Genomic DNA, 25,475 nt, shown 5'->3' with positions numbered 1-25,475 from the left:
CATCAAAATGTAAAGCGTTTTCATTGTTTGGTTTTATGTCAACCGGTTTCATAAAAATTTAAACCAAAAAAAGAACCCTTCTTAGCGAAGCAGTTCTTTCACCTCAATTATGCGCTTGTCCCATTTTTTAACGTCACCTTATGAACAAACTCTCCTGCAATTGGTTCATTTGGCTGTTCAATTTGTTTAACTAGTTCTATGACAGCTGTATTCGCCATTTCATCAATCGGTTGTTTGACCGTTGTTAATTCTGGTGCAAGCAAGGTCACAAACTCTGTGCCATCATAACCCACCACTTTCATATCATTTGGCACGTGTTTGTTTCTCGAATGACTGTCAACGCTATGCTATCATCACTCGCAAAGACACCATCCATATTTGGCCGTTCATCAAACAAGTTCGCTACAGCCACCGCCGTCGCATCTTGTTTTAAAATTGGTTCAATTTCACACGTAAAAGCTGTTAATCCAGCCTTCTCCATCACTGATTCATACGCTTTTCGACGCAAGTTCGCAGGTGTTTCAAGATCACCAGGTCCATTAATGTGAACAATGTTTGCATCCTTTTGAAATCAAATGGGTTGTCGCTAGCTCTCCACCCGTATAATTATCCGAACTCACCACTGGAATACGGCTCGATAAATAATGATCAAAAACCACAGTTGGCAAGTGATAGTTATCATAATCAATTAAGCCGCGATTGTAAGTACAAACAATGACACCGTCGACTTGATTTCTTCTTAACATCTCCCAATACTTCTCTTCTTTTTCTAAGTTGTATAAACTGTTGCACAAAAGCACCTTTAATCCGTTTTCAGCACAGTGATGCTCAATTCTTGCTGTTAATTCCCCGTAAAAAGGGTTTGAGGTAGTTGGGACAATGAGACCAATCAGGTTTGAACGTTTGTTATACAGCGAACGCGCCAAATCATTTGGCAAATAATTGAGGTTTTCCATTGCTTGATACACGTTCTTCCGTGTTTCATCACTAATATAGCCTCGATTATTTAACACTCTTGAAACGGTTGTTGGCGAAACCCCCGCCACTTTTGCTACATCTCTTATCTTCGGCTTCATCTTCTCTCCCTATCTTAATGAAAGAGCACCGCTTGAACAACTACGAATCTTATTGTACCAAAAACAAGATGCCGATCCACTTAGAGGCAGAAATCATCTACGAAAAGAAAAACCTAAATAAAACGACAAAGAACACAATATCTTGTGTTAATATATTAAAAGTACGATAGATATTGATCTAAAGGTGGGTTAAAATGAATACAAAAGAATTTCAAAGTTGGGTCGCGGATTATTATCAGCTGAGAGGCTGGTCAGATTTAAACATCTTTATCCGAATTGGCTTTTTATCAGAAGAGACAGGTGAAGTAGCTCGGGCGATTCGTGCATTAGAAATTGGACGAGACCGACCAGATGAAGAAGAAGGAACTTACCTTCACAATAAAGAGGCACTAAGCGAGGAGTTAGGAGATGTGCTTGGCAATATCGCTGTCATCGCCAATAAATATGGTATTGAATTAGAAGATGTTTTCGCTCAACATAAGGAAAAACTCTCAAAACGATTTGAACAAGCATGATACAGACTAGCTCCACTTATATCCGTTCTCTTTCATCCTAATTATTACCATGTGTACGGATCCTTTATAACTTTTTCTATGTGTAAATACAAGAATTGATTAAAGGACAAGGGGAATCGCCATGCCTACAGTAAGAATAAATAATGTTGACTTGTTTTACGAAGTGAAAGGAACTGGTGAAGCCATTGTCTTTACCCATGGTGCCTCATGGGACCATAAACAATGGCAGCCGCAAATTGACGCGTTATCTGATTCTTATAAAACCATTTGTTGGGATGTTCGTGGCCACGGACAATCGTCCTTACCTGAAGGGAAAGTGAATTCGGATGATTTTAGCGACGATTTGGTCGGATTATTACAGCATTTAGATGTGAAACAAGCCCATCTTTGCGGTCTCTCACTGGGTGGTCACATCTCCTTGCAAACGGCGATTCGCTATCCGGAAACAGTACGGTCTCTTATCTTAATCGGTACACCTTTTACAAATACATACAATCGCTTTGAAAAGATCGTGGTCCCCACTAACCGCTTTTCAAGCAGGTTTATCCCAATGAGTCTATTGGCACGAATTCAAGCAAACACCCTATCTAAGTTTAACCCTGAGAACGAACACTATATTAAAAGCGCAGTCAGTGCAATCCCTTTAAAGAGATGGATCCGTCTCTGGAATGCGATCTCAACAATGGAGAGCGGCGATTCCTTACATAAAGTAAACTGTCAGACCTTACTCCTGCAAGGTGACCATGATACGATGATTGAACGGCAGCAAGAGGACATGAGCAACAAGATCAAACATTCACGCTTCGTTCAAATTAAAAACGCTCATCACGCTACAAACTTGGATAATCCTAATCAAGTAAACGAAGAAATTTTAAAGCATGTGAGAAGCATTGCTTAGCTATTACAATCACTATAATAGAGGAGTCAAGGGAGATAATGCATTTCAACCATATTTATTGACTCTGATCACCCTGCTTCCTTTTCATGTGCTTATTTCCTCATACTTCTATCCAATACACTTTTTAATCTGTTCCACAGTAATCACAAACTCATCCCGCTGTTCAAATACTAATAAAAGGGCTTTTACTAACTCCCACCGAGGTGCCTCTTGTTCAATCTCTTCTTTTAAAAGCGCTAAATTGGCGCGCAGCGCTTCTCGCTCTGTTCCTGCGAGGGGCACTTCTTCAATTTGTTCTTCTAATAGTTTTAAGAAACGGGTTGTTGCTGCTTCAGCTGGCACTTCGTCTTGCGCTGTCCTCTTGTATTGATCAAATTCTTCCATAAGCCTAGAAGAAAGCAGTGGCTCGTCCAATTCACCTTTCTTTAAAAGAAGATCCATGTAAGAAACAATGGATTGCGCAGCATGATTAAGATCAAGTTCATTTTCGTTATACGAACCTACTTCGACAAACTCTTTTACTGCTGCATCATAAAGCAAGACCAGGTCCCAAATATGGACTGGTTCCACTTTTGTATAGGCTCCCATCAGATTCTGCTTTAAGCGATGATACGATTTGATCTTAAAGTCTCGCATCGGTTTTTCTAATTCACGAAACTCTTCCTGTTCCATCACAAATGGAATGAGATGATAGATTTTCCGGTTTACAAACAAACTCCGCATATATAGTTTTGTTTTCTTTAAGAATTTTTCTTTTGCCTCAAGTGTACTTTCTTCGATTGCTTGCTCTTCACTATCAAATAGGAAATGCCGATAATCTAGTAATTGAAAGAAAAGTTCTTTCTTTGAAGAAAAATGTTTATAAAACGTCGCTTTTGAAATTTTGCATTGCGCTACAATTTCTTGAACACTTGTGGCAGAATACCCTTTTTCACTAAATAAGTGAAACGCCACTCGCATGATATCCGATTGTTTCACGTTACAACCTCCTCTCCCTCTTACGTACATTATCCCCACTATAAAGTAAAACTTCCTTTCCTCCAAAGATCCAATTTTGGTCTTCCTTCACCAACTCATGCTCACTCGTACTAATTAGTACTCATAAGTACCTAAACAATTAGACTCTTTTTGTAAATAAGTACCCATGAGTTTTGACGCTTGATATCCTCAATGCTATGATGGGTCATGATCTCCCACAAAAGGGGGAGAAAACACTCAAGAAAGGCGGTATTGCCCAAATGAAACCAACAATTCAACCAGTACAAAAACGATTTATCTCACTTGATTTAGCAAGAGGGTTTATGCTTTTGCTGGTTGCCCTGGCCCATGCTTCCTTATTTTTGGGTAGTTCTTTACTTAGCCGCCCAGAAAGCTTAAACGTTTATGATACAGTGACCAACTTCCTCTCTGTCTTCTTTGTTGATAACCGAGCGAGAGCGATGTTTGCACTTTTGTTTGGGTACGGACTCACGTTAATTGTCCGTAGCTACATGAAACGAAACAAAGACATAAAAGATGCCAAAAGTTCTCTTTACCGCAGAGCCTGGTACTTAATTCTATTTGGTTTTATTCTTTCCGTACTAATAGGTGGAAAAGACATTCTAGCAATCTACGGTACTGCACTTCTTTTATCCTGTTGGCTTTTATTTAAGAGCGACAAAACGGTGCTAAAGAGCATTATTATCTTATCACTCTCTTATATCGTGATTCTACCCTTAGCGTGGTCAGCGATGGCTTATGCCCAGTTTAACGGGGCTGAATTTATCCCTGCCGCCCATAGTGGGTATTTTGAGAAAGTAACCGCTCAATTTATGCAATTCCTCACAGGAGGACCGTTCATAGCGCACTTCTTGTTACCTGTCAGCGTATCGATTTTAATGGGTATATGGGCTGGTAAAAAAGGCTTATTAAATGAGAAGTCAGAGAACAAACGTTTCTTGAAGAAAGCAGCTGTTCTCGGTTTAACGATCTCCATTGTCGGGGCTGTACCTCACGCTTTGTATAGCAATCAAATGATCGAATTAGCCCCGGCTTTCGTTGGGTTAACGTTCGCCATCCATATGGCAACAGGAATCGCAGGCGGAGCTGGTTATGCAGCGATTTTTGGATTAATTGGACCGAAACTAACTAAACCAAACCTTGCTGTGACAGCTATCACGTCGCTCGGTAAACGTTCGCTTACTTTTTTTATTTTTAACGAGATCATGTTAATTGTCTTTCTCTCCCCATTAACCTTTAATTTAGGCAATCAATTAGGTATGGCGGCAGGATGGGGACTCACATTCTGCATTTGGCTTACAGCCGTTGGACTTGCATACTGGCTCGAAACACAACAAAAAAATGGACCGATTGATCATATTTTCCGCAAGCTGGTCTACCGCAAATCTTCTCCACATGCATCGTAAAAGCAGCCAATGGCTGCTTTTTTCATACGATATCTTTCTTGTAGTAATAAGCTGACTTGCCTCCATCTTTGGCGTTCTCTGGGAGATAGATAGACGGTCGCTCCTTCTCACTTTCCAGTAAGTAAGCATAGAGTAACCGCTCAAGCTGTTTAAGTTTCTCTACTTGAGAAAACACATTTATTTCCGGCACAACTTTGTAAACCATGCCGCCAACAAATAAACTAGCTACAATAACCATCACCGCTAGATCAAACACTAAATTGTAGACACTTGTTTCCCCAATTTGATTCAATAACTCTTCATCGAGGATCGCTATTGTTAATGTATGAGTAAGGATAACCCCAATTAAACCAACAAAAAGGGCAGGAATGACTTTCATTAAAAAAGACCTTATCGAATACATTTCTTTTTTCGAAATTTCTTGTTTAATAGAAGGGAGGATTATTTGTTCCACTTGTTTTTGCGTTAAATGGTGTCTTATTATCCAGGCCTCGATCGCGTGTATGCCATGCTTCATCCTGAATTGAAAGAATTCTGTTGATCTCATTTGATAAAATCGAGCTATCCGTTTCTGGAAAGTCACAAAACCAATGACAAGTGGGATTACGCATAGAAGCAATATAGCAATAATCTGTAACGCCCACGGCCTATCCGTTGATAGCATAACTGAACCTATTGCATCTCTAAAAAGAAAAAGGACGCCATATCCTATACAAACAGAAAAAACAACCAACAGCATGTCCACTATAAATTTGAAATAGGAGTGCTGTTCGTTTATTAATTTCTTTTTATAGAGGGAAAATAGGCGTGTTTCTTTCGCAACCGCGTTTTCTAGTTCATAAATTTTAAAAACTGTACTCAGAGAGATCCCCTCCTGAAAAATCTCGTTAAATAAACAGCAGATATAAATACCAACCCAAAACTCTTCAATCAGTGGAATTTATAAATTTCTCAAGATCACGCTGCTGTTCACTGACAATATAGTCGTTATACGCTTCACGGTCTAGTAGATCCTCGTCGTCAATCGTACTAATATCGCCACTGTAGTCGAGGTCATTATACGTTATAGCTACGACCATTTCCCACTCTCGGTCATTTTCCGTAAACGGGATCGTGTACGTCTCCTTTTGCAAGTTGCCATCATCTAACTGGCTGTTTATTGTTACTTCCCCAATCGTTACTTGTGCTTCCATCTCTTCATCTAGCAACTCAACAATGCCGGGAAAGCTATACGTCATACTTTTTTTCATGATTTCTTTAAAATATGTACTCGCCTCTTCTCCATCAACAACATAGGTCATTTCACCTTCACCATTACTTTCTCCCTCAACCTCTTCAATTAACGCTTCATAGTCCTCGTTTCGTTCCAATAGATCTTCTGGAGTGTAGGGGATATCCGTCAACGTTAGTTCAACGTATGTATCTTCAACTTCAGGTGTTGTTTCCAAAGTAAAGCCGTAGGTGCCTTGCTCATTTTCAAACGCAATCATTTCTTCTGTTTTCAAATAAAACGATTCCCCTTCCAACAGCGCCCCTGTCAAATCCATTTGCACAGGGTATGGAACGAGCGTCGCCTGACGAGGTAAAGCTTGATCAATTTCATAGTGACCTTGATCCCTATCGCCAGTCACTGTATAACCCAAATCCAAGTCCTCGATATGAGTAGCCAAATGACTTAAAACCTCATGCATCCCTTCTGTTGTGCTCGGTGTAGTCACATCAAGTTCGACTGTGTAGCTAAACTTGGTTCCTTCTTCTTTTTGCGCAAGAGCATCAACATATTCCCCACTACCTTCTTGACTGCACCCGACGGCAAACAAGCTTGTAGCAACTGTTACGCTTCCTAGCATCATCGCTTTTTTCATCCTCATTCTCCTTTTAGATATGGCAATACACTCTCCATATATTTCCTTATCGATTATAGGTACCCTTAATTAGATGTGATAAAACGGTTTCATGACAATCAATTCGATTAGTAAAAATGATTAAAAACCTCGAAAGGCTAAATCCAATCAAGGCCGTCCTAAACCTCTCTCGAAGTACGTACTATTATGCGATTAAACATACTCAACGTAAACCCAAAGAGGATGCGCTGACATCACTCGTTCGTCGGCTTTTTTTAGAAAATCGAGGGACTTATGGAACGCGTAAATTGAAAGCATTGCTTCTTCGAGAAGGGTACCATGTCTCGAGACGACGGATTGGCCGAATCATGGCTAGCCAAGGGTTGGTTTCCGTTTATACCGTTGCGAAATACAAACCCAAAAGAACACCGAGTAACGAGGCGGTCATTGCCAACAAGTTAAATCGCTCGTTTGCACAAGAAGAAGAACGACATAGTATCGTAAGTGATCTCACATATACACGCGTAAACAGGCGGTGGCACTATGTGTGTTTACTGCTTGATCTGTATAATCGAGAAGTGATCGGATGGAGTCACGGACCAAATAAAACGAGTGAACTTGTTAAAAAAGCCTTCGCTTCTGTCACTGGAGATTTACGAAAAATCACTCTTTTCCACACCGATCGAGGGAGTGAATTTACAAGCCGAGCCATTGACGAATCGCTTCTGGCGTTTGGGATTGAACGTTCGTTAAGTCTAAAAGGATGTCCCTACGATAATGCGGTAGCTGAATCGATGTTTCATATCGTGAAAGTCGAGTTCCTAAAGCGCTATACGTTCGACACAACCACGGACTTAGAACGTGAACTAGCTGACTATCTTCATTGGTATAACCATTTTCGCATACACGGAACCTTACAGTATCAAAGCCCGATTGAATTTAAACAAACCGCCCACAAAAAAAGTGTCTAGAAAAGTGTTGACGGTTCATGTTGCTCTTCCTCCTGCATATCCGCCTTCCTTTGCTTTCTTGTTTCTCCCTTTTGTTAGTTTGAGGGCTATTTCAAGACGTTGATATTGGTCTAATAACTCCATTAAGCCGTTTACCAAAAAGTCATTAGGTTCTTTCTTATGAATACTGTAAAATGGTTGTTCTATGCTTTTAATGTCACAGCCATATTTCTTCAACTCTCGTTGTATCAGCACTTTTACAATATCCGACCTCCATAATCGGCTTGTGGTCAGTACTACCACATAAACAACTTGGACAGACGAAAGGTGAGCTAACATCTCCTGTAAGCCCACCCTGTCTATTTCCAATGCTTCTTCATTCAGTTTTGCGCCACTAATTCCTTCATCTCTAAAAATATGTATCAAGTTCAAGCCTTGTTCCTTACAGTGTACTTTGATTTCGTCTTCTTGATATTTCAAGCTATACCCTTCTTTGGCTTGCCCTTGAGTCGAGACTCGTATATAACCTACTACATTCAACTTTTCACCCTCCCGTTACATAAATTTTAATTTTCGTAACGCTTTTTTTAACGAATAGCGAGTATTATACGACCCTCTCTAGTAAAAATACAACACAAAATTTATAAACCAACGCAATATAAGAAACACCCTTACACGTTACCCATTGTTATCGCCACGAGCTTTGTCATTGTCTTTAGTTTGTGGATTTTGCGGGATCATAAGTCTTCTTGACATATAAAATGTCATCTCGCCTGTTTATCATACTTCTCACAAAATCCAAATATAAAATCAATACTCCATGAAGGAACTACCTTCATGAACTATGAATTTCAGTAAAGCATCATTCGTGATTGCATAAAATATAAAATAAAAAGCACTTGCTGCCTAAAGTAGACAATCAAGTACTTTACTCTTCATTGTAATATTACAATTTAATCTATATACTCTGCTGTACCTATAAAATCCAATTTGTATGCACTTTCGTTTACTGAAGCTACATGCCTTCCTTCTTTATCATAATTATAGTTAAAAACCAAAATAATGGTATTATATTTAGAGTTTAACTTAACATCTCTAAACTGCTTTATTAACTGATCATCATATGAAAAATCCACTAGAAGCTCTTTTATATCATCTTCAGCATCCGGTATCCAGTCTTTTTCAATTAAGTCTCTATCATAATATCCTAATTTAAATTCTTTCTCAAAAGTAGAAGGAATACTATCTCCATCTTCGTCATATTTTACTTCAGTGTATTTTTCGACCTCATCAAAATTCTCGAAGTATCCTAACCACAAAGAAACATCGTTTTTCAATGTTTTTACCTCCTTAAACCTTCTGGTAAATCTAGAATTCCATTTTTCATTCTATTACTAGCCCATTTGTTTAGCTCTCTTACAAAACTATCATAATCAGTAGCAGAATCAATGATTTTTAAAATCTCGTTATGTGCTTTTGTAGAACCTCGCCTTCCATGACTTCCGGGAGGATTAATAAATTCAACATCTTTAGTTAAGGTCCTCATTTCTTTTATATCATCCATGCTTACACCCCATTTTTTAAATTGGGGTGTTCTTGCTACAAGGTGCCACTCATGATATCCTCCTGGACGTCTTATCCTATCTTCAATCTTACTTCTCAAATGAGGATTACTCCACATTTTCTCAAAATCATCTACTGATAGATTATCAAACCACTTATTAAACTCATTATTTCTAACTGAAGGAATCTGTATATCTTTAACAGTACCCTTAGAACCACTCCCAGCTCTCGTCTCAACATCCCTTACACTCTGCTTCTTAACATCATCGACACCCGCACGGATTTTCTGTATATTCATCGAGTTCACTGGTAACTTGCTTCCGCCAACTCCTCCCAGTGCTAAGGCTGGCATCCCGTTTATGTTGTCTTGAAGGTTATTCATTCCACGGGCGAGGCTTTCTTTCATATTGGCTGTTGTATGTTTGATCGCATTGCTCACTTGACCAGCCGTCATAACGGCGCCTATTTTCATCGATTGGGCGTAGGTACTAATTGCCTGGACGCCACTTACCCGTGCGTCTTTCATGACAGAACTTAGGCTTGGTCTTGTTATTTTGGCTTCAGAAGCCAGTCGCAATTCGATTTCATTTCGGGTTTTATAACCACTGTCTCCACCAATTCGACCAACCTTGGCCATTTGGCTGCTATTTGCAATTTTAGAGATTCCTTTGTCACCTGCTGCAGCCGTCGCAATGAGCGTAATTGCATAACCAGTCCATTCCCCTCTGCTTTCTGCATTTCCATTAATAAAATCTTCATCAAATGCATTCCATAGTTCATTCGCAATTTCCCCTACCAGCGCAGGATCATCCACAATTGCCCCAATAAATTCGACCGTGTCATTATATACTCCTACTGGATCGGTGACGAGATTCACAACACCTTCAACCGCATCTCCTGCAGCATTTACAACCCCGCTGCCAGCCCCTTTAAAGAAGTTGAACATGGAATTCCACCAACTATCGCCTTCATCGACAGTATGATCGATTTCTGGAGCAGCACAGGCCTGAATTGCTTGTTCATCATTGACCATCGCGCTAACTGGGAAGTGGTTCATGAAATACCACCCCATCGACTCGAGTCCACCTGGGATATTGGCATAAGCACCTGTGTACAAGAACTCAAGTGGGAGTGCTTGTTGATACATGGCGCTCTCTTGTCCTATCCAATCAATTTCATCGGTTGGGGGCGCCATTAAAATCGCTTCTGTGACGAGGCTTGTGTATAATTCTTCGAGGTTTGCATCAATTTCTTTTAATGTATCTGCTGATAAAATGGCACCACCACTCGACCAGTTCGACACGTGGTTCACCACGTTTGTTACTTCTTGTAGCGCGCTCTCTGCTTGCGTCATCAGGGCTTCATTTTCTTCGTCTAGTGCATGTAATTTCTTAATGGTTTCGTTTGCGTGGTCTTTGCCTCGGTCTACATAACCTAAGACCGTATCCATTGAAAAAGGGGTGAGCGCAAGAATATCACTAACCGATGTGCGAATTGATTCAATTTCATTCGCATCCTCTGTCGCACTTGTGGCAATACGGTCAAGACCATTTTTAATGTCACCAGAAAGGAACTCTTCCCTAACAATGGCAGAGCTTGTTTCAAAGCCTAGTAAGTTAGACTTTACTGTATCTAATTGTTCCATGTATTGACGAATGAGTAAATGAAACGCTTCGAGAACAGGTACATGAAGTCTCCTGAAATGGTCTTTTAGCGCTTCTCCTCCTTCTCCTTGCAAAGACTCTAGTTGTTCAATCTTTTGGATGCTTGCTCGCAAGTTTTCAAGGTTGTCTGAATCCTGTTGCTTGGCACCTTTGATCTTATCAATTGCATCAATGACTTCTTGTACGTCAAGAACCTTCATCCATTCGCATCCTCTCCGTCTTACCTATGACTTGCGAGCGTTTTATCTACTTCTCCATATGTTTTAACGAGCTCTTCGCTTTCTTGTTGCACCCCTTTTAGGACATCTAAATACGCTTTCAGCTGATTTGCATATTCTGTTTCGAACGACGTTAGTTTTGTCAGGAACGCCATTGATGAAGTCTCAATCGCTGGTTCGCTGTCAGCGACGGCAAAACCTGCTTTTTCACCTGCGTCACTTAATGCGCTTAGTGCTTCGTCTTCATTTACTTTAATTTCCGGCATGAGCTACTCTCCTCTCCATTTAGGTGATTATACGATTACGTAGTAATTGCAACGACGATTCCTTTGATGCAATCGACGCTGAACACCGGTTTGCCTCACCACGAAGATTGCTAATTTCTGTTTCAATCGAACTTAACATTTGTTCGACTTTATCTCGAGAATCGGTATATGCCGTATACATATCACTACGGATTTCTTCATGGTCAGATGCTTCATTCCCACTCCAATTATCACCGTCTAGTTCAGGCTCTTTTATCTTCGCCTTATGATCATGCAGCATTTCTTGTTCAGAGCTTAACGATTTCTTTGCTGATTCTAACCGTTCGATTTTTTCTTCTGCATTTCCCAACTGTAATACAAATGCACTTATTTCATTTTGCAACCGGAATAGTTGCGTCATATCAGTCATTATCGATCCCCCTACTTCCGTTCATTTACAGGTATTTACTTTCACAAAATATTCGACCATTATCTCTTTTTCCAGTTTATAGGAAGGTTTTCCCATCGTCTACTACTGACAAAAAAACATGACCATCATCCTAGCAAAAGAAGACATTTAGAAAGTGTATGCGTGAGGTTTTTCCTATCAGTCAAACTAATTTCACATTCTAAACAAACGGCCATACAACAAAAAGAAAAGCCGGGATAGATATCCCAGCTTTTCACCATTATCTCTGTTAGCTATTTGATTCCATTCCGTCTATTCGTAATTCGTCATTGCGATAGTCGTCATGGTTCAAATCTTTTTTCACTTTCGAAGTGAAAATACCTGCTACCATACTTCCTGATACATTCACTGCTGTTCTACCCATATCAATCAATGGCTCAATCGAAATAAGTAGTCCTGCAAGTGCGATTGGAAGGTCCATTGCTGATAGCACGAGAATCGCTGCAAATGTTGCTCCGCCTCCAACTCCAGCTACTCCAAATGAACTAATAGCAATTACAGCGAGAAGCATCGCAATAAAGCCTGGCTCAAGCGGGTTTTGACCAACTGTTGGTGCGATCATAAAGGCAAGCATTGCCGGATATACACCCGCGCACCCGTTTTGCCCAATTGAAAGCCCAAATGAGCCCGCAAAGTTCGCTGTTCCTTCTGGGACACCGAGCTTTTTCTGGGTTTGGATATTCATTGGTAATGCCGCTGCACTCGTACGGGATGTAAAAGCAAACGCCAACACCGGAAATGCTTTTTTCAAATACTGTACAGGGCTTAGTCCCATAAATAGCAAGATGAGCAAGTGAATGAGAAACACAACACCTAATGCTACATAGGAAGCAATCACAAATGTGCCAAGCGTGGTGACCGCTCCTAAGTCACTCGTCGCAACAGTCGAAGTCATGATAGCAAGCACACCATATGGCGTAAGCCGTAAGATTAATGTAACAACCCGCATGATGACGGAAAAAATCGCGCCAGTAATTTTTTCAAACATCTCTGCCGCTTCTGTTTCTTTTCGACGAACACCTAAGTAGGCTACGCCTAAGAATGCCGCAAAGATAACCACACCTAGTGTGGACGTTGACCGTGCACCTGTCAGGTCTTGGAATGGATTCGTTGGAATCAATTGCACAATTTGTTGTGGAAGTGAGTCTGCTTCAATGTTTGCGTAGCGTTCTTCCATTGATGCGCCTCGTTCTTCTTCCGCCGAACCGACTTGAATGTCATCTGCACTTAAATTAAAGACCGATGCCGAAGTTAAACCAACTACGCCAGCGACAATCGTTGTTACAATCAGCATTCCGATAACCAAACCACTGATCTTGCCAACATCTTTCGCTGCTTTAATACGTGTAAATGCAGTTAAAATTGCAATAAAAACTAGCGGCATCATAATCATTTGCAATAATCGAACGTAGCCAGTCCCCATAATACCGACCCATTCCATCGCATTTACAATAACACTTGATTCAGGGTCAAAGAAAAATTGCAGGATAAAACCTAAAGCAACCCCGGCTCCAAGCGCTGTTAAAACACGAACCGAAAACGACAAGTGCTTACGCTGCATCCAAAATAAAATCGCCGCTACGACGATGACAGAAGCAATAACAGCAATTGTTAACCATAACTCCACCTTAATTTCCTCCTCGGGTCAATCTTTTTATAAACATGATTGATTTCTTATTTAAAAGTTCATCACCTACTTTATTCAATTAATCCCTATTAGTCAACTCGATTTTATATGTTTATTTAAATTGACTAATGAAATACTTATTTTCTTCTATCTATATAAAAAAAGAACACAAGAATTATTCTTGCATTCGACTAAATTTCATAAAATAAACAAACAAAAAGATGTATATAACCAAAATAGATACAAGCATAAAAATGTTCCATTCAACAATTTTATACGCCTCTAGTGTATTAGCTTGTGTAGTGAATGATGCTAAAAACCAACCTCCGAAAATAAAGGCAATTATGATATACGAAAATTTCTCTTCTACGTTCATTCTAAACATAAACTGGTCTTTATCTTTCGTTGCCGCTACTTCTTCCTGTGTTTCTATTTTTTTCTGTTTTTGATTCATACTTAATTGAACACCACCGATCAATAAAGCGATAAAAGCAATACTAGAAAATAAAGCAATGAAATCTTGATACCTATTTCTAAAAAATCAACGGCAATGACTACGAGACTAATAATGATGTAAAGCCCCACAACAACGAATAGTGCACCTATAGGAACCGCCCCTTCTCTAACTGTTCTTTATAAGTAAATTTTCGGAATCTTGCGTTGTTGATCATTGTAGTGTACCTAACTGCCTTGATAGCTTCTCCCTTTGTCCGCCTTATTCTTTAATCCCTTCCAAAGACAATTTCATCCCTTCATGGCTAGCCAAAAAACCTAACCGTTCATAAAAGCGATGCGCATCAATGCGTTGTTTATCTGTCGTTAATTGAACCAGTCCACATCCCTCCAACTTTGCATGCGCAATCGCTTCCTTAAGCAAAGCTTCTCCAACCTTCTTACCTCGAACGTTTTGCTTCACGCGCACTCCTTCAATTTGTGCTCGTTTCATTCCTTGCCTCGACAAACCTGGAATAATAGTTAGTTGGAGACACCCGATTATCTCTTTGTCTTCGATCCCTAGTAGTATGTCGTTGCCTCTTTGAGCCTCAATCTGTTTAAACGCTTCCAAATATGTCTCTGGTAATGGGTCTTCATTTCTTTCACGCTTAGAACCTAGTTCATCGTCCGCTAACAAACGGACAATCTCCCTCACGTCTTCTTGCTTCGCCTTCCGAATATCCATACAACAGACTCTCCTTTTTAACTTCCTATTTTTTTACGCTTTTAAAAACCATTCTATCAAATGAAGCGTGCTCCTCACCTTTATTGTAAAACCTAGTCAACATGTTGTTTTTCATGATGGTAAGAAACAGAAGCTAGTTGACCTTTAAAAAGTGGTATGGTACCATACGAGTACCGTTAAAAATTAATAGATTATTCTATCATTTCTTCTTTTTTAACCGTTCTGCCTTTCTTTACTTGTTAAAACGCTTCACTGTACATCTTCTCGCCAAACCTATATGATTTCTTCATCAACGAGGTTTTCCATATACTACTGCGTTCAGCTACCTTTATTCTAGCATCCCATCAATGAACATGACGAACTCTCTTACACAACTTTCGAGATGCGAGTCTTCCATTTTAAAGTAGATTTTGCTTTCCTATGCTCTTTCACGGTTACCGAAATGATGAAACAAAAAACAAATAGGAAGGATCAGAAAAATGACGATACGGTCCTGCAACTATCTCACTCCTAAAAATACAGCTCTATTAAGCTTATACACATTATCCACGGTTGGAGCAGATCTCGATCATCCAGAGTACACTAGACGCTACGACATTAGAAGTTCTATGCATCCGTTTCATCGAAAAAGTATGCACTCGATCACTTCTGTTTTGCCGTTTCTAATAAGAGGCCGAACGGATGAAAATCTCTTTTTCTAATCCGACCCATTGAAGTAACACACACTATTAAGCAAACAAAGAAAGGAAATCATCATGTTACATGCATTAGAAATACACCACGTCAGTCTTGTCGTAAAAGACATTAAAAAAGCAAAGGCATTTTATAGCAATAAACTTCAGTTGCCCGAGTTGGATCGCCCTCCCTTTACTTTCAAAGGTGCCTGGTACGCCATCGGGACACAACAACTTCACCTCATTGAAGCAAGTTCTGGGGCTGTCTTGCATCAAAAAAGTAATCAAATAAATTCAAGAAATGAACATGTTGCTTTTCGTGTCAACAGCTATAAAGAAACGATCGATTTCCTAGAACAACAAGGCGTACCATTTATTGAAAAGAAAAATAGTACAAGCGGTTTTCAACAAATTTTTTGCACGGATCCCGACGGCAATACACTCGAATTTATGACCGATTAAGTAACTATCCATACAAAAGGATTGAGCTAAACTGCTCAATCCTTTTGTTTTTTATACTTTCGTCATCGTTCTAATCCTGTGGTAGGCTTCTTGTCCACAGTCAAAAGCGGCTTTTTGTTCGCACGTATAAGAAAAGGCTTACAAAAGAAGATGGTCATGAATATATTGGCATGGTACTCGTAATCTAAAGGAGGATTTTTATGAAGTAGCTTAGCCACCATTCACTTCTTATTACAGAAATTCATCCGGATAATACCGGAGCCGATGATTATGAATTCTTTGAGATTTATAACCGATCGAATCAGACCGTATCCGTTGGAACTCTAGGCTCTGATGCACAGGTTCATTTGCTATTTCGCTATCCAGATGATACTCGAGCGGACCGACCATTTGAATTAAATACTGTACAAATACGCCCTAAACAAGCGTATGTGTTTTGGCTAAACTCAGCCCAGCGCACGCTTGATGAATTTAACCGAAGACATATGAGTACCCTTGTACCAGGTCAAATTAGTGAGGTAACAGGGAATATCCCTGCCTTTTCAAATAGCGAAGCACGCGGTATTGTCATCGTGGATAACGAATCAGGTATTGAATTAGTCCAAGCTAGTTACCGTGGTACTGATATTTCCGCTGGATTTGGTGTTCATTTTGGCTTACCTTCCCCCGGGGGTGTGGAACAGTCTGTGTTTCTTTCGATGGGTCCAGCTACACCTGGTGTCATTTTTGATGAACAAGCCACTTCTTCGTCCCCCTTATCAGAACCAATTTCAAACGTTCGAATCTCCCAATTTATGTACGATGCACCAGCGGCGGATGATGGCAAAGAGTTTATTTCGATTAAAAACTACGATCACGCACCAATTGATTTAAGTGGTTTTATGATCGGTGATGGCATTTTTCAAGGGGAAGGAGAAGGAATGGCAAAATTCCCAGAAGGAACAATAATTGAACCAGGCCAAGAACTATTTCTGTGCCAATCTGGTTTAATCTTCAAAGCTGTATATGGCGCAATTCCTGATTTTGAATTCCCATGGTTTGGTAAAGACCGCCTTTACAATGATCCGGACGTGCCGACATTGATTGATGCCAATTGGTCTACAGGGACGATTCGGCTTGGTAATGGGGGCGATAAATTATTATTGATGGACCGTTACTACCGTGTCGTTGATTTTGTGCCTTATTTACAAAACCTAACGTATAGGGAAATTGTTTATCGTGGCTCCACAGCACGAGCTGATGGTAACGGTCATAGCATTCAACGTATCTCGCTCTCATCCAATTTAACTGCCGCTTTTCAGGCGGCTCCAGTTAGGCGTCCCATCAGACGAATTGAAACACCACCAAGCCAATCACTTTTAATTACAGAGTTTCTCTATACACCTTATTTTGATGAAGGAACAAACGAATACGTAGAAATCTCCAATATCACAGGGCAAGCAATTGATTTGAGTGGCTACTATTTCGGCAACAAAGTTGAAGAAAATGGTGTTGCGAATAAAGCGATGTACCAGTTTCCTCAAGGCGCTGTGCTTCCACCTTATACCCCGGCTTTAATTGCTCGCAATGCACGAGCGGTTAAGACGTTATATGGAGTCACACCTGACTATGAAATGGAAGCCACAATGGACAATGTGCCAAAGCTTATTCCTAATTGCAGTTGGGGCTGTGGTAGCTTTCAAATGGCAAACGGTGGCGATGCAATCATCTTGCTTGATGCTGACAAAAAACTCGTTGATGCGGCGCTCTTTAAAAATGCACTCTGCTATGGACTCACTGCTCATCCAGGCGTTTCTGCTAAAGGCCATTCACTTGAGCGGGTTAGTGCAATTGATACGAAGAACCCTTCTCGAGACTTTGTTGAACAACCAAATCCTACACCTAAGAAAATGCTCTTTGGACCAAATGGGGCGCCCGAGCTCATTCCATTTCCAGAGGTAAAAGAATTTGTACTAGATACAAAAGAAGCAGCTTCAACACTTGCTGCCCTACCGACATTAATTGATAGTTCCTTTGGTATGCCAGCTTCGTTGCCTGAAAACACAGCTTCCTTTTTAATAAAAGTAGACTCACACCGTGGCGAGTTGCTCGCTATTAATAGACATTCTCTGCTTTCAGATACTCTAGATGAAATTAAAGATAAACGACTCCCTCTCATTGAATTAGATAAAGCCACACTCGTCCCTGCCGTTCATACTTTGTTAAAACAAAAACAAATAGATGACTGTGTCATTATTTCCACACAGGTATCAATCATTCAATCAATGCGGACGCTTTATTCTGGCTATGCTGGCGCCTTACGCGTGACATCTTCTTATTTACAGAACCACTCGCTTGCAGATGTTATTCGTGCGGTACGTAGGAGCACATGCTTTACTGCCATTCTTCCAGCTACTGCTGTAACGGCCGAAACAGTTCGCTTCTTCCGCAATCGCGCGGTCACCATCTGGGCATCTGGCGCCGAAAATGAATTAGCTATCCAACAACTTATTGCTTCAGGGATAGCTGGAATTGAAACAGCTTATCCACTAACAGCTGCACGAGCGCTGAACGCTTTTCAAACGAAAGACAGCCTAATTCAACAACCACTACTCATCGCTCATCGTGGCGTCAATTCTCTTGCGCCCGAAAACACGATGCCCGCGATTGAGCTTGCTTATGAGCGAGGAATTGAAGCGGTTGAAATTGATATTATGGTTTCAAAAGATGGCGTACCCGTTGTTATTCATGATTATACGGTTAATCGAACAACAGATGGCAGCGGCTATGTTGTGGATATGACAGTTGCCGAACTAAAACAGTTAACGGCAAACAAAACGGATAATCCGGAATGGGAAGATATTTATGCTCAATACCCTAATGTAACCATTCCAACACTTGAAGAAGTTTTTGCCTATATTAAAGGGAAAGAATTGATTCTATCACTAGAAATCAAAACAAATGGGTTAGAAGCACAAGTCGCTCAATTAATTGATCAATACGATGTTGCGGCACAAGTCTATTTAAGTGGATTTAATCCAGTTGTAATGTCTGCCATCCAAGCTCTTAACCCTGAGGTCGGTGCACTGCACATTTTATCAGGACTTGGACCTTACGAAATGACAGCTTTGCAGCATGCTGAAAAAACAGCCCGGCAAATGATTCGCCGTGGCATGTTCACTATGCCGGGTGACGACGCGCTTACACCTGAGCTGATTCGTTTTGCCAAACACCGCGGCCTTCCACTTGTAGGCGGTACAACCAATTCAAGGGCAAGCATTCAGAGTAAAAAGCGCCGTGGCATTACAATGATATATAGCGATTACCCACAATGGAATGAGCAGATGCCCTTGCAAGTCAATCAAGTCCCAGCACACCTCGTTTTATTTGAGGGAGAATCAATTCATTTAGATGACTATGAAGCAACGGTTCAGTATCGACCTAATACAAACAAACCACTTTCCGGAGGGTTCCGTTTGCTTGGTGAAGATCATGCTGTCGCCGCCATCACTACCACTCGTATTACGGCACAAAGCGCAGGGACACAATTGTTTCACCTTTATCATGAGTATCAGCCATTTAATTACAGGACTTCCGATGGTGCTGCTCTGCTCCCTGATAGATGGCGGATGTTTTCAAACCCGGTTCAACTAACTGTCATTAAAGAAAACCAGTTATCTGCAAAGCTCTTGCTGGAAGCACTCTGGCGCGCACGTCGTAGCATAAATACAAAATCATATCTTCTGCTGTCTTTCCAAGCATCCACCATCCTCTTTCTTGAAAAAACCGGATCAAAGAGATATAGACAAGAACTTAAACAATTCCGTTCTCTAATTCGCAAACAGGTTGACCAACATCAAATCTCTCTGACCCTTTTTGATGAGTTAGACGCTCTTTCCAGGAAATTAGTAGAGTTGTAATAGGGAAGACGTAAACAAGAAGAACCACTCGAATAAGTGGTCTTCTTGTTTTTTGACTAAGTAGCGCACCTATCGCAAACGTTGTCTTTTCCAAATAACGTGTGAGCCTTATCGGCTGGAGGGTGCCATGTCAAAGAAAAAAAACAACAATCCTTACATCTATTCTGCAATAATCACTTCACTCATACTCATTATCTACATAAACGAGGCACAAAAGAAGAAATCATCAGTGGAATTACTTGATCATTTGCTTTTAGGTGCTGATGGAGTTGAATACAACGAAAATGTAACGGAGGAAGACATTCAGGAAATTGTTGAGGTATTAAGAGAAGACGACTCCAATTTCGTTCATGTTCTTGATTTTCACACAGACGGTGGCAGCGGGTTTCACCGTGTTGAGTATGTCTATAGGAACCGTGAGATTGTTATCTCAAATGTCGAGTATATTGATTAATTGTCAACGGTATCTGTCCACGTTTTATCCTTTATTTAAAGTGGTATAGAAGTAAAAAAACGAACGGAGGAAGATAAATGAAGTCCCAGGGGCAAATAGACATCAAAACGTATTCGTATGCCAACGATGGGAAAATTCCCAATCATCCTTCTTTTTCCTTATTGCACTATAAAAATGTTTTTGAAATTGGCGATGAAATTGAAGCGGTTTTAACAGCCAACCATTGGCGCAATACATGGCGTGGTGGTGTATTTGACTATCATCATTATCATAGCAACTCCCATGAAGTGCTTGTTGTAGATGCTGGTCACGCCACTCTACATGTAGGTGGAGTCCAGGGAGAAGAAGTGTTTGTAGAGCGTGGCGACGTACTCATTCTCCCAGCTGGTTTTGGTCATAAATACGTTGATGGTAGCGATAATTTTGCGGTCATAGGTGCTTATCCTGATGGTGTTGCCTATGATTTATGCACAGGTGATCCCATCGAGTCGGAACGGAATCTACAAGTGATTAAAGATGTGCCAAAACCATCCTGCGATCCAATATACGGGGAAAGAGGTCCACTTCCGTCTCTTTGGTAAAGAAAAAGCTGCCCTCTAATATGGAGATGGCAGCTTTTGTTCCTTTCTCATTTCTTATAATCAAAAATCAATTCATCTTCTTCTTTATCGTAATGAACGTGGAGATCATGCCCATCAAAAAACCAGACATCCTCATCCTCAATGTAAAACGAGACCCCGTTCACTTCCGTGTGGACAGCTTCATTATTCGGATCGGTTTCCTTATCAAAACCAAGCGCGAAATTTTCTTGAACAGGACTAGATCCGTAAATACGTGCATAAAACTTCACTTTTTCGTTTTTATCAATATTAAAATCATTTTTAAACCAACTAGCAGCAGCTTCAGTAACGACGATTTTCATGGATGACTCCTTTCAACTTCTTGCTTTTTTTGATAGCTTGCTATATCCTTTATGATTCATTCTTGTGAGTACGTTTACTGGTAGTTACCCACATTTGTTCGTGGTGGGACTGCAAAGGTACTTGCTGCATTAGAGGAGCCAGGGCTGCAACAGATTACTGAATCAAAAAACCAACAATCTCTTCCTCTTCATTAAACGTCACAGTCAGCATTGTCTCCACTTGTTCAAACGTTCCAGCAAAACGAAGGATTTCTAGCTCCTGTTCTTGAATGGTTTCCTCGTATTCATATTGAACAAACGAACCATATGTGTCTTCTAATTCATTCCAAACGATTTCCAATTGCTCTGCTGGTAAACTTTCCTTTGTTCTCTCGTCAAACTTCTCAACCGCAGCTTCGTATTCACCATCTACAACATGATTTATAAATCCTTGTGCTGATTCAATTAACTTTATTTCTTCCTCATCTCCACAACCTGTCATAAGGGTAAGCATTACTACTGTCATGATTGCTTTTTTCATAAAGCCCCTCCTGTTCCAGCCGTATAGATAAACGAACGTCATCTCTTTTTCCTCTATTCACTTACCCCATCATACTTGTAAACAATTTTGATCATACAAAACATCTATCACTGAATGCAAGGAACGTCACGATATCACGAACTAAATAGTAAATGTTTATATAACAATTGACTTATATAAGTAAAACGTTATATAATCTCCATGGAAAGTAGGTGTCGTATGGAAACAGTTAAATTAAGTTCAGCAAAAACCGCCGAATGTATGAAACTTATAAGTGACCCGACACGATTGTTAATCATGAAACTTGTATCAAAAAAGGAATATTGTGTTTGTCAGTTTGTTGATATGTTTGATATGAGTCAACCTGCTGTAAGCCAACATTTACGAAAGTTAAAACAAGCCGGACTCTTAAAAGAAGAACGCCGGGGACAATGGCGCTTTTATTCTATGGACCCTGATTCCTATCATACACCAATGATTCAACTCATCTTAGCTCAAATCGATGATGAAGACCCAGATCTCCTCAAACTTTTAAAGAAAGAAACACCAGTCAATTGCGGCTAACGGCAAAGGAGGAATAACGAGTTGACTTCAGTCATCTTAGCTTCAGCTATTTTTATCATTACGCTTGTTCTAGTTATTTGGCAACCTAAAAACCTTAACATTGGGTGGTCTGCTTGTGGCGGTGCCATCATTGCGCTCCTTCTTGGTGTTGTCTCATTTGGTGATGTCATTGAGGTAACAAGTATTGTTTGGAACGCCACTCTTACGTTTATAGCCATCATTTTGATTTCATTAATTTTAGATGAGATTGGTTTTTTTGAATGGTCCGCCCTACATATGACTCGTGCAGCCAAGGGAAATTCCGTCCTCATGTTTGTTTATGTTTGTATACTTGGTTCGATCGTTGCGGCCTTTTTTGCTAATGATGGCGCGGCTTTAATTTTAACGCCAATCGTGTTGGCAATGGTACGTTCTTTAAATTTTAGTGAGAAGATGGTTTTTCCATTTATCATTGCGAGTGGTTTTATTGCCGATTCAACCTCTCTGCCGCTTATCGTTAGTAACTTAGTCAACATTGTTTCTGCCGATTTTTTCGGGATTGGTTTTATCGAATATGCGACGCGCATGATCGTACCGAACTTCTTCTCACTTGTTGCTAGCATTCTTGTGTTGTACTTTTATTTCAAAAAAAGCATTCCAAAACGTTATGATTATGGAAAGCTTCAAGAGCCTGTAACAGCCATTAAGGATCCAAAAATGTTTAACCTATCTTGGTTTGTCTTAGCCGTTTTACTCATTGGTTATCTTGTTAGTGAGTTAATCCATGTTCCAGTATCGCTTGTCGCAGGCCTCGTGGCACTCGTCTTTTTAGCGATTGCGAGCAAGAGCCCAGCAGTTGAAACACGCACTGTCATAAAAGGTGCGCCTTGGAACATCGTTTTCTTTTCAATTGGAATGTATGTCGTTGTCTTCGGACTTCAAAACGCCGGTTTGACCGATTTATTAGCCGTTGGAATTAACTACGTTGCTGAACAAGGACTTTTTGTCGCAACAATGAGCATGGGTTTCTTAGCAGCAATCTTGTCATCAATCATGAACAACATGCCAACCGTCATGATTAATGCTATTGCAATTGACACTACTGCTACGACCGGGTTAATAAAAGAAGCACTTATTTATGCAAATGTAGTCGGTTCAGACTTAGGACCAAAAATTACACCAATCGGTTCATTAGCAACACTCCTTTGGCTCCATGTTCTCTCTCAGAAAGGTGTCAAGATTTCTTGGGGAACCTATTTTAAAACAGGCATCGTCATTACACTACCAGTATTGTTCATTACCTTATTCGGACTCTATCTCTGGTTGATCATCATCAGTTAAATGAAAGGAGTTTACTCACCATGACAAACAAAACCATCTACTTTCTTTGTACAGGTAACTCATGTCGCAGCCAAATGGCCGAAGGATGGGCAAAAAAGTATCTAGGCGATGATTGGACTGTTTATAGTGCAGGAATTGAAGCCCATGGCTTAAACCCAAATGCCGTGAAAGCAATGGCAGAAGTAGATATCGACATCTCAAAGCAAACATCAGATACGATTCATATGGACTTACTTAATAACAGCGATATGGTTGTTACATTATGTGGCGATGCCGCCGATCGCTGCCCAACAACTCCTCCTCACCTTCGCCGTGAGCATTGGGGATTTGACGATCCTGCTAAAGCAGAAGGAACAGATGAGGAGAAATGGGCTTTTTTCCAACGCGTTCGTGATGAAATTGGCGAACGTATTCATGCATTTGCCAAGACAGGAGAATAAGTGAAAAAGAACGCTTTTCTGTTTGAAAAGCGTTCTTCCTCTATCTAAAATTTAGTCGGTTTTCCATACTTCCATGCCAATTAAAAAAATAAGATTCAAGTGTCACATGTTGAATACCCGTAAGTTAGAATGACCATTAAAACAACTTTTTCTTTAATTCTTTTGTTGAAACGATTCCTCCGTTAAATCGGCAATGACGCCTACTGCAGCTTTATTGCCTTCAGCTGCAGCAATTATTAATTGCGATGGCCCCGCAATTGAATGGTCCCCAGCAGAATAAACACCTACCTGATTTGTTCGACCAAACATGTCAGTCACTACGCCGCCCATCTGATTGACTTCCAATTCTAAAGAGCTTGCAAAATCGGTTGCTTGTATTAAATCAGTCATAACAATACCTGAATCACGTTTAATCTCTTTTCCTCCTACAAATTGAATCGTTTGTAAGTGACCATTCTCTCCACTCAGTTTATTGATTTCATCTTCAATAACGGTTATCTTTTTTTCCGCTAATAACGCTTTATCCTCACCCGATACTTCGCACTTCCCGTTTGTACAAACAATAATATCGTCACTCCAATTGGTAAGCAACTTTGCTATATGAACAGCATGATCCGTACTTTTTGAGATTACGACCAATGCTTTGTCTCGCATCTCCCAGCCATCACAGAACGGACAACTGAATAAGCTTTTCCCATAAAAAGACTCAATCCCCTTAATGTTCGGCAGTATGTCTACTAACCCTGTTGTTAACAACACTTTTTTTGCCGTAAAATGTGTTCCATCCGCTGCTTCTACTAAAAAAGAATTTCCCTCTTTTTCCACGGCCACCACACGCTGTTGATAAAGTGATACGCTCGGGTAATGAGCTAGATCTTGATGAGCAATTCGTTTAAATTCAGCTGGTTCAATTCCATCTCTTGTGATAAATCCATGAGATTCACTTGTGACGCGATTTCTTGGTTTATCTTCATCAAATAAAATCACGTTCTTTCTTGCTCGACCAAGTACGAGCGCTGCATTTAATCCAGCAGGCCCTCCACCAATTACGATACAATCTAACATTTGATTGCCTCCCCATCTCATTACATATATTACAGATTCTTTATATCTTTAATTAACTTAAAAAAAAGGATTACTTTTCCTTTTTTTCTTTCATAATCTTAGCAATATCCACAATGTACTTACTGTTTAAATCCTCTCTCATCTTCGCTTCCGCTTCTGCCATCACTTGTTCAATTAAACAGTCGTCATTTCTAGAAAGATCATCGTGTTCGAGTGAACAACTAAATAACGTCGTTTGTCCTTCAATTGCTTGAATGACATCTAAAAATGAAATTGTGTGCGCACGTTTTAAAATGCTATATCCACCATTCACCCCAGGGTTGGATTCAATTAAACCCGCTTTCACTAACTTCGTCAGAATCTTAGACAAGTAGGTTGGCGAAAGATCTTGTACTTTCGCTAATTGCTCAACGCCCACTGCATTCCCTTTTGGGGCAAGGGTCAAGTAAACCATTGTGTGTAACGCATAATTTGTTGCTTTTGAATATTTCATTTAACCAC

Annotated in this window: 25 protein-coding genes and 2 pseudogenes; 11 read left to right on the top strand and 16 right to left on the bottom strand. The window is 40.3% G+C overall.

The genetic code is table 11. From position 1 onward, the window contains the following. Positions 1-107 precede the first annotated feature (107 nt). A pseudogene (locus BK584_RS17240) lies at positions 108-1,076 on the bottom strand (LacI family DNA-binding transcriptional regulator). 194 nt (positions 1,077-1,270) lie between these two features. Between BK584_RS17240 and BK584_RS17235 the strand changes: the two are divergent. Continuing rightward, entirely contained in the window at positions 1,271-1,591 is a 321-nt protein-coding gene (locus BK584_RS17235; RefSeq protein ID WP_078393721.1) for a MazG nucleotide pyrophosphohydrolase domain-containing protein, read from the top strand. Between the two features lie 121 nt (positions 1,592-1,712). Next, complete coding sequence (locus BK584_RS17230) at positions 1,713-2,489, top strand: alpha/beta fold hydrolase (RefSeq protein ID WP_078393720.1); 777 nt, start codon at positions 1,713-1,715, stop codon at positions 2,487-2,489. Positions 2,490-2,597: 108 nt separating this feature from the next. Here the strand turns inward: BK584_RS17230 and BK584_RS17225 are convergent, their stop codons facing one another. Next, the gene (locus BK584_RS17225) at positions 2,598-3,467 is read right to left on the bottom strand and encodes a TetR/AcrR family transcriptional regulator (RefSeq protein WP_169871340.1); all 870 of its coding nucleotides are present in this window, start codon (positions 3,465-3,467) and stop codon (positions 2,598-2,600) included. A gap of 260 nt (positions 3,468-3,727) precedes the next feature. On the opposite strand from BK584_RS17225, the gene BK584_RS17220 reads away from it, so the two are divergent. After that, positions 3,728-4,894, top strand: a complete 1,167-nt coding sequence (locus BK584_RS17220) for a DUF418 domain-containing protein (protein ID WP_169871339.1) — start codon at positions 3,728-3,730, stop codon at positions 4,892-4,894. A gap of 22 nt (positions 4,895-4,916) precedes the next feature. Here BK584_RS17220 and BK584_RS17215 read toward each other — a convergent pair whose 3' ends face one another. Together BK584_RS17215 and BK584_RS17210 are read right to left on the bottom strand one after the other, a co-directional pair. Beyond that, entirely contained in the window at positions 4,917-5,558 is a 642-nt protein-coding gene (locus tag BK584_RS17215; protein WP_139365692.1) for a hypothetical protein, read from the bottom strand. A gap of 262 nt (positions 5,559-5,820) precedes the next feature. Continuing rightward, positions 5,821-6,759: a hypothetical protein gene (locus BK584_RS17210; protein WP_078393716.1), complete on the bottom strand. Its 939-nt coding sequence runs from the start codon at positions 6,757-6,759 to the stop codon at positions 5,821-5,823. A 116-nt stretch (positions 6,760-6,875) separates the two neighbouring features. On the opposite strand from BK584_RS17210, the gene BK584_RS17205 reads away from it, so the two are divergent. Next, positions 6,876-7,709 (top strand): IS3 family transposase, encoded by an 834-nt coding sequence (locus BK584_RS17205; protein ID WP_078393715.1) that lies wholly within the window; start codon positions 6,876-6,878, stop codon positions 7,707-7,709. A gap of 24 nt (positions 7,710-7,733) precedes the next feature. Here the strand turns inward: BK584_RS17205 and BK584_RS17200 are convergent. From BK584_RS17200 to BK584_RS17165, 8 genes and pseudogenes are all read right to left on the bottom strand, one after another. Then, positions 7,734-8,228: pseudogene (locus tag BK584_RS17200) on the bottom strand (recombinase family protein); the annotation flags it as partial. A gap of 413 nt (positions 8,229-8,641) precedes the next feature. Continuing rightward, on the bottom strand, positions 8,642-9,025 hold the full coding sequence (locus BK584_RS17195) for an immunity 22 family protein (protein ID WP_062052583.1): 384 nt from the start codon (positions 9,023-9,025) through the stop codon (positions 8,642-8,644). A 5-nt stretch (positions 9,026-9,030) separates the two neighbouring features. After that, a complete protein-coding gene (locus BK584_RS17190) occupies positions 9,031-11,115 on the bottom strand; it encodes an LXG domain-containing protein (RefSeq protein ID WP_078393714.1) in 2,085 nt (694 codons plus the stop codon). Between the two features lie 20 nt (positions 11,116-11,135). Next, a complete protein-coding gene (locus tag BK584_RS17185) occupies positions 11,136-11,399 on the bottom strand; it encodes a YwqI/YxiC family protein (protein WP_078393713.1) in 264 nt (87 codons plus the stop codon). 19 nt (positions 11,400-11,418) lie between these two features. Next, complete coding sequence (locus BK584_RS17180) at positions 11,419-11,808, bottom strand: DUF5082 domain-containing protein (RefSeq protein WP_078393712.1); 390 nt, start codon at positions 11,806-11,808, stop codon at positions 11,419-11,421. A gap of 268 nt (positions 11,809-12,076) precedes the next feature. Next, on the bottom strand, positions 12,077-13,408 hold the full coding sequence (locus BK584_RS17175; protein ID WP_078395710.1) for an L-cystine transporter: 1,332 nt from the start codon (positions 13,406-13,408) through the stop codon (positions 12,077-12,079). 241 nt (positions 13,409-13,649) lie between these two features. Further along, positions 13,650-13,928, bottom strand: coding sequence for a hypothetical protein (locus BK584_RS17170; protein ID WP_078393711.1), 279 nt, complete (start codon positions 13,926-13,928; stop codon positions 13,650-13,652). Positions 13,929-14,189: 261 nt separating this feature from the next. Beyond that, positions 14,190-14,654, bottom strand: coding sequence for a GNAT family N-acetyltransferase (locus BK584_RS17165; RefSeq protein WP_078393710.1), 465 nt, complete (start codon positions 14,652-14,654; stop codon positions 14,190-14,192). 755 nt (positions 14,655-15,409) lie between these two features. Between BK584_RS17165 and BK584_RS17160 the strand changes: the two genes are divergently transcribed. The 4 genes from BK584_RS17160 to BK584_RS17145 all read left to right on the top strand — a co-directional run bounded on the left by BK584_RS17160 (position 15,410) and on the right by BK584_RS17145 (position 20,724). Then, positions 15,410-15,790: a VOC family protein gene (locus BK584_RS17160; RefSeq protein ID WP_078393709.1), complete on the top strand. Its 381-nt coding sequence runs from the start codon at positions 15,410-15,412 to the stop codon at positions 15,788-15,790. Between the two features lie 347 nt (positions 15,791-16,137). Further along, entirely contained in the window at positions 16,138-19,689 is a 3,552-nt protein-coding gene (locus BK584_RS17155; protein ID WP_078393708.1) for a glycerophosphodiester phosphodiesterase family protein, read from the top strand. A gap of 127 nt (positions 19,690-19,816) precedes the next feature. Further along, positions 19,817-20,143: a hypothetical protein gene (locus BK584_RS17150; protein ID WP_078393707.1), complete on the top strand. Its 327-nt coding sequence runs from the start codon at positions 19,817-19,819 to the stop codon at positions 20,141-20,143. Positions 20,144-20,220: 77 nt separating this feature from the next. Next, complete coding sequence (locus BK584_RS17145; protein WP_078393706.1) at positions 20,221-20,724, top strand: cupin domain-containing protein; 504 nt, start codon at positions 20,221-20,223, stop codon at positions 20,722-20,724. A gap of 47 nt (positions 20,725-20,771) precedes the next feature. Here the strand turns inward: BK584_RS17145 and BK584_RS17140 are convergent, their stop codons facing one another. Then, positions 20,772-21,065: a HesB/YadR/YfhF family protein gene (locus BK584_RS17140; protein ID WP_078393705.1), complete on the bottom strand. Its 294-nt coding sequence runs from the start codon at positions 21,063-21,065 to the stop codon at positions 20,772-20,774. Positions 21,066-21,219: 154 nt separating this feature from the next. Continuing rightward, positions 21,220-21,585 carry a DUF3887 domain-containing protein gene (locus BK584_RS17135; RefSeq protein ID WP_169871337.1) on the bottom strand — a complete coding sequence of 122 codons (366 nt, stop codon included), beginning with the start codon at positions 21,583-21,585 and terminating at the stop codon, positions 21,220-21,222. A gap of 219 nt (positions 21,586-21,804) precedes the next feature. On the opposite strand from BK584_RS17135, the gene BK584_RS17130 reads away from it, so the two are divergent. The 3 genes from BK584_RS17130 to arsC are packed head-to-tail and all read left to right on the top strand — an operon-like array spanning position 21,805 to position 23,909. Continuing rightward, complete coding sequence (locus BK584_RS17130; protein WP_078393703.1) at positions 21,805-22,149, top strand: ArsR/SmtB family transcription factor; 345 nt, start codon at positions 21,805-21,807, stop codon at positions 22,147-22,149. Positions 22,150-22,170: 21 nt separating this feature from the next. Continuing rightward, a complete protein-coding gene (locus BK584_RS17125; protein WP_078393702.1) occupies positions 22,171-23,469 on the top strand; it encodes an arsenic transporter in 1,299 nt (432 codons plus the stop codon). Positions 23,470-23,489: 20 nt separating this feature from the next. Then, positions 23,490-23,909, top strand: a complete 420-nt coding sequence (arsC, locus tag BK584_RS17120; RefSeq protein WP_078393701.1) for an arsenate reductase (thioredoxin) — start codon at positions 23,490-23,492, stop codon at positions 23,907-23,909. 153 nt (positions 23,910-24,062) lie between these two features. Here arsC and BK584_RS17115 read toward each other — a convergent pair whose 3' ends face one another. Further along, positions 24,063-24,974 carry an NAD(P)/FAD-dependent oxidoreductase gene (locus BK584_RS17115; RefSeq protein ID WP_078393700.1) on the bottom strand — a complete coding sequence of 304 codons (912 nt, stop codon included), beginning with the start codon at positions 24,972-24,974 and terminating at the stop codon, positions 24,063-24,065. Between the two features lie 70 nt (positions 24,975-25,044). Continuing rightward, positions 25,045-25,467, bottom strand: coding sequence for an Rrf2 family transcriptional regulator (locus BK584_RS17110; protein WP_078393699.1), 423 nt, complete (start codon positions 25,465-25,467; stop codon positions 25,045-25,047). Between the last annotated feature and the right edge of the window lie 8 nt (positions 25,468-25,475).

Source organism: Shouchella patagoniensis (genome assembly GCF_002019705.1).
Classification (GTDB): Bacteria; Bacillota; Bacilli; order Bacillales; family Bacillaceae_D; genus Shouchella; species Shouchella patagoniensis.
Note: the sequence above shows the minus strand (reverse complement) of the source record. Positions and strands in the feature narration are given on the sequence as shown.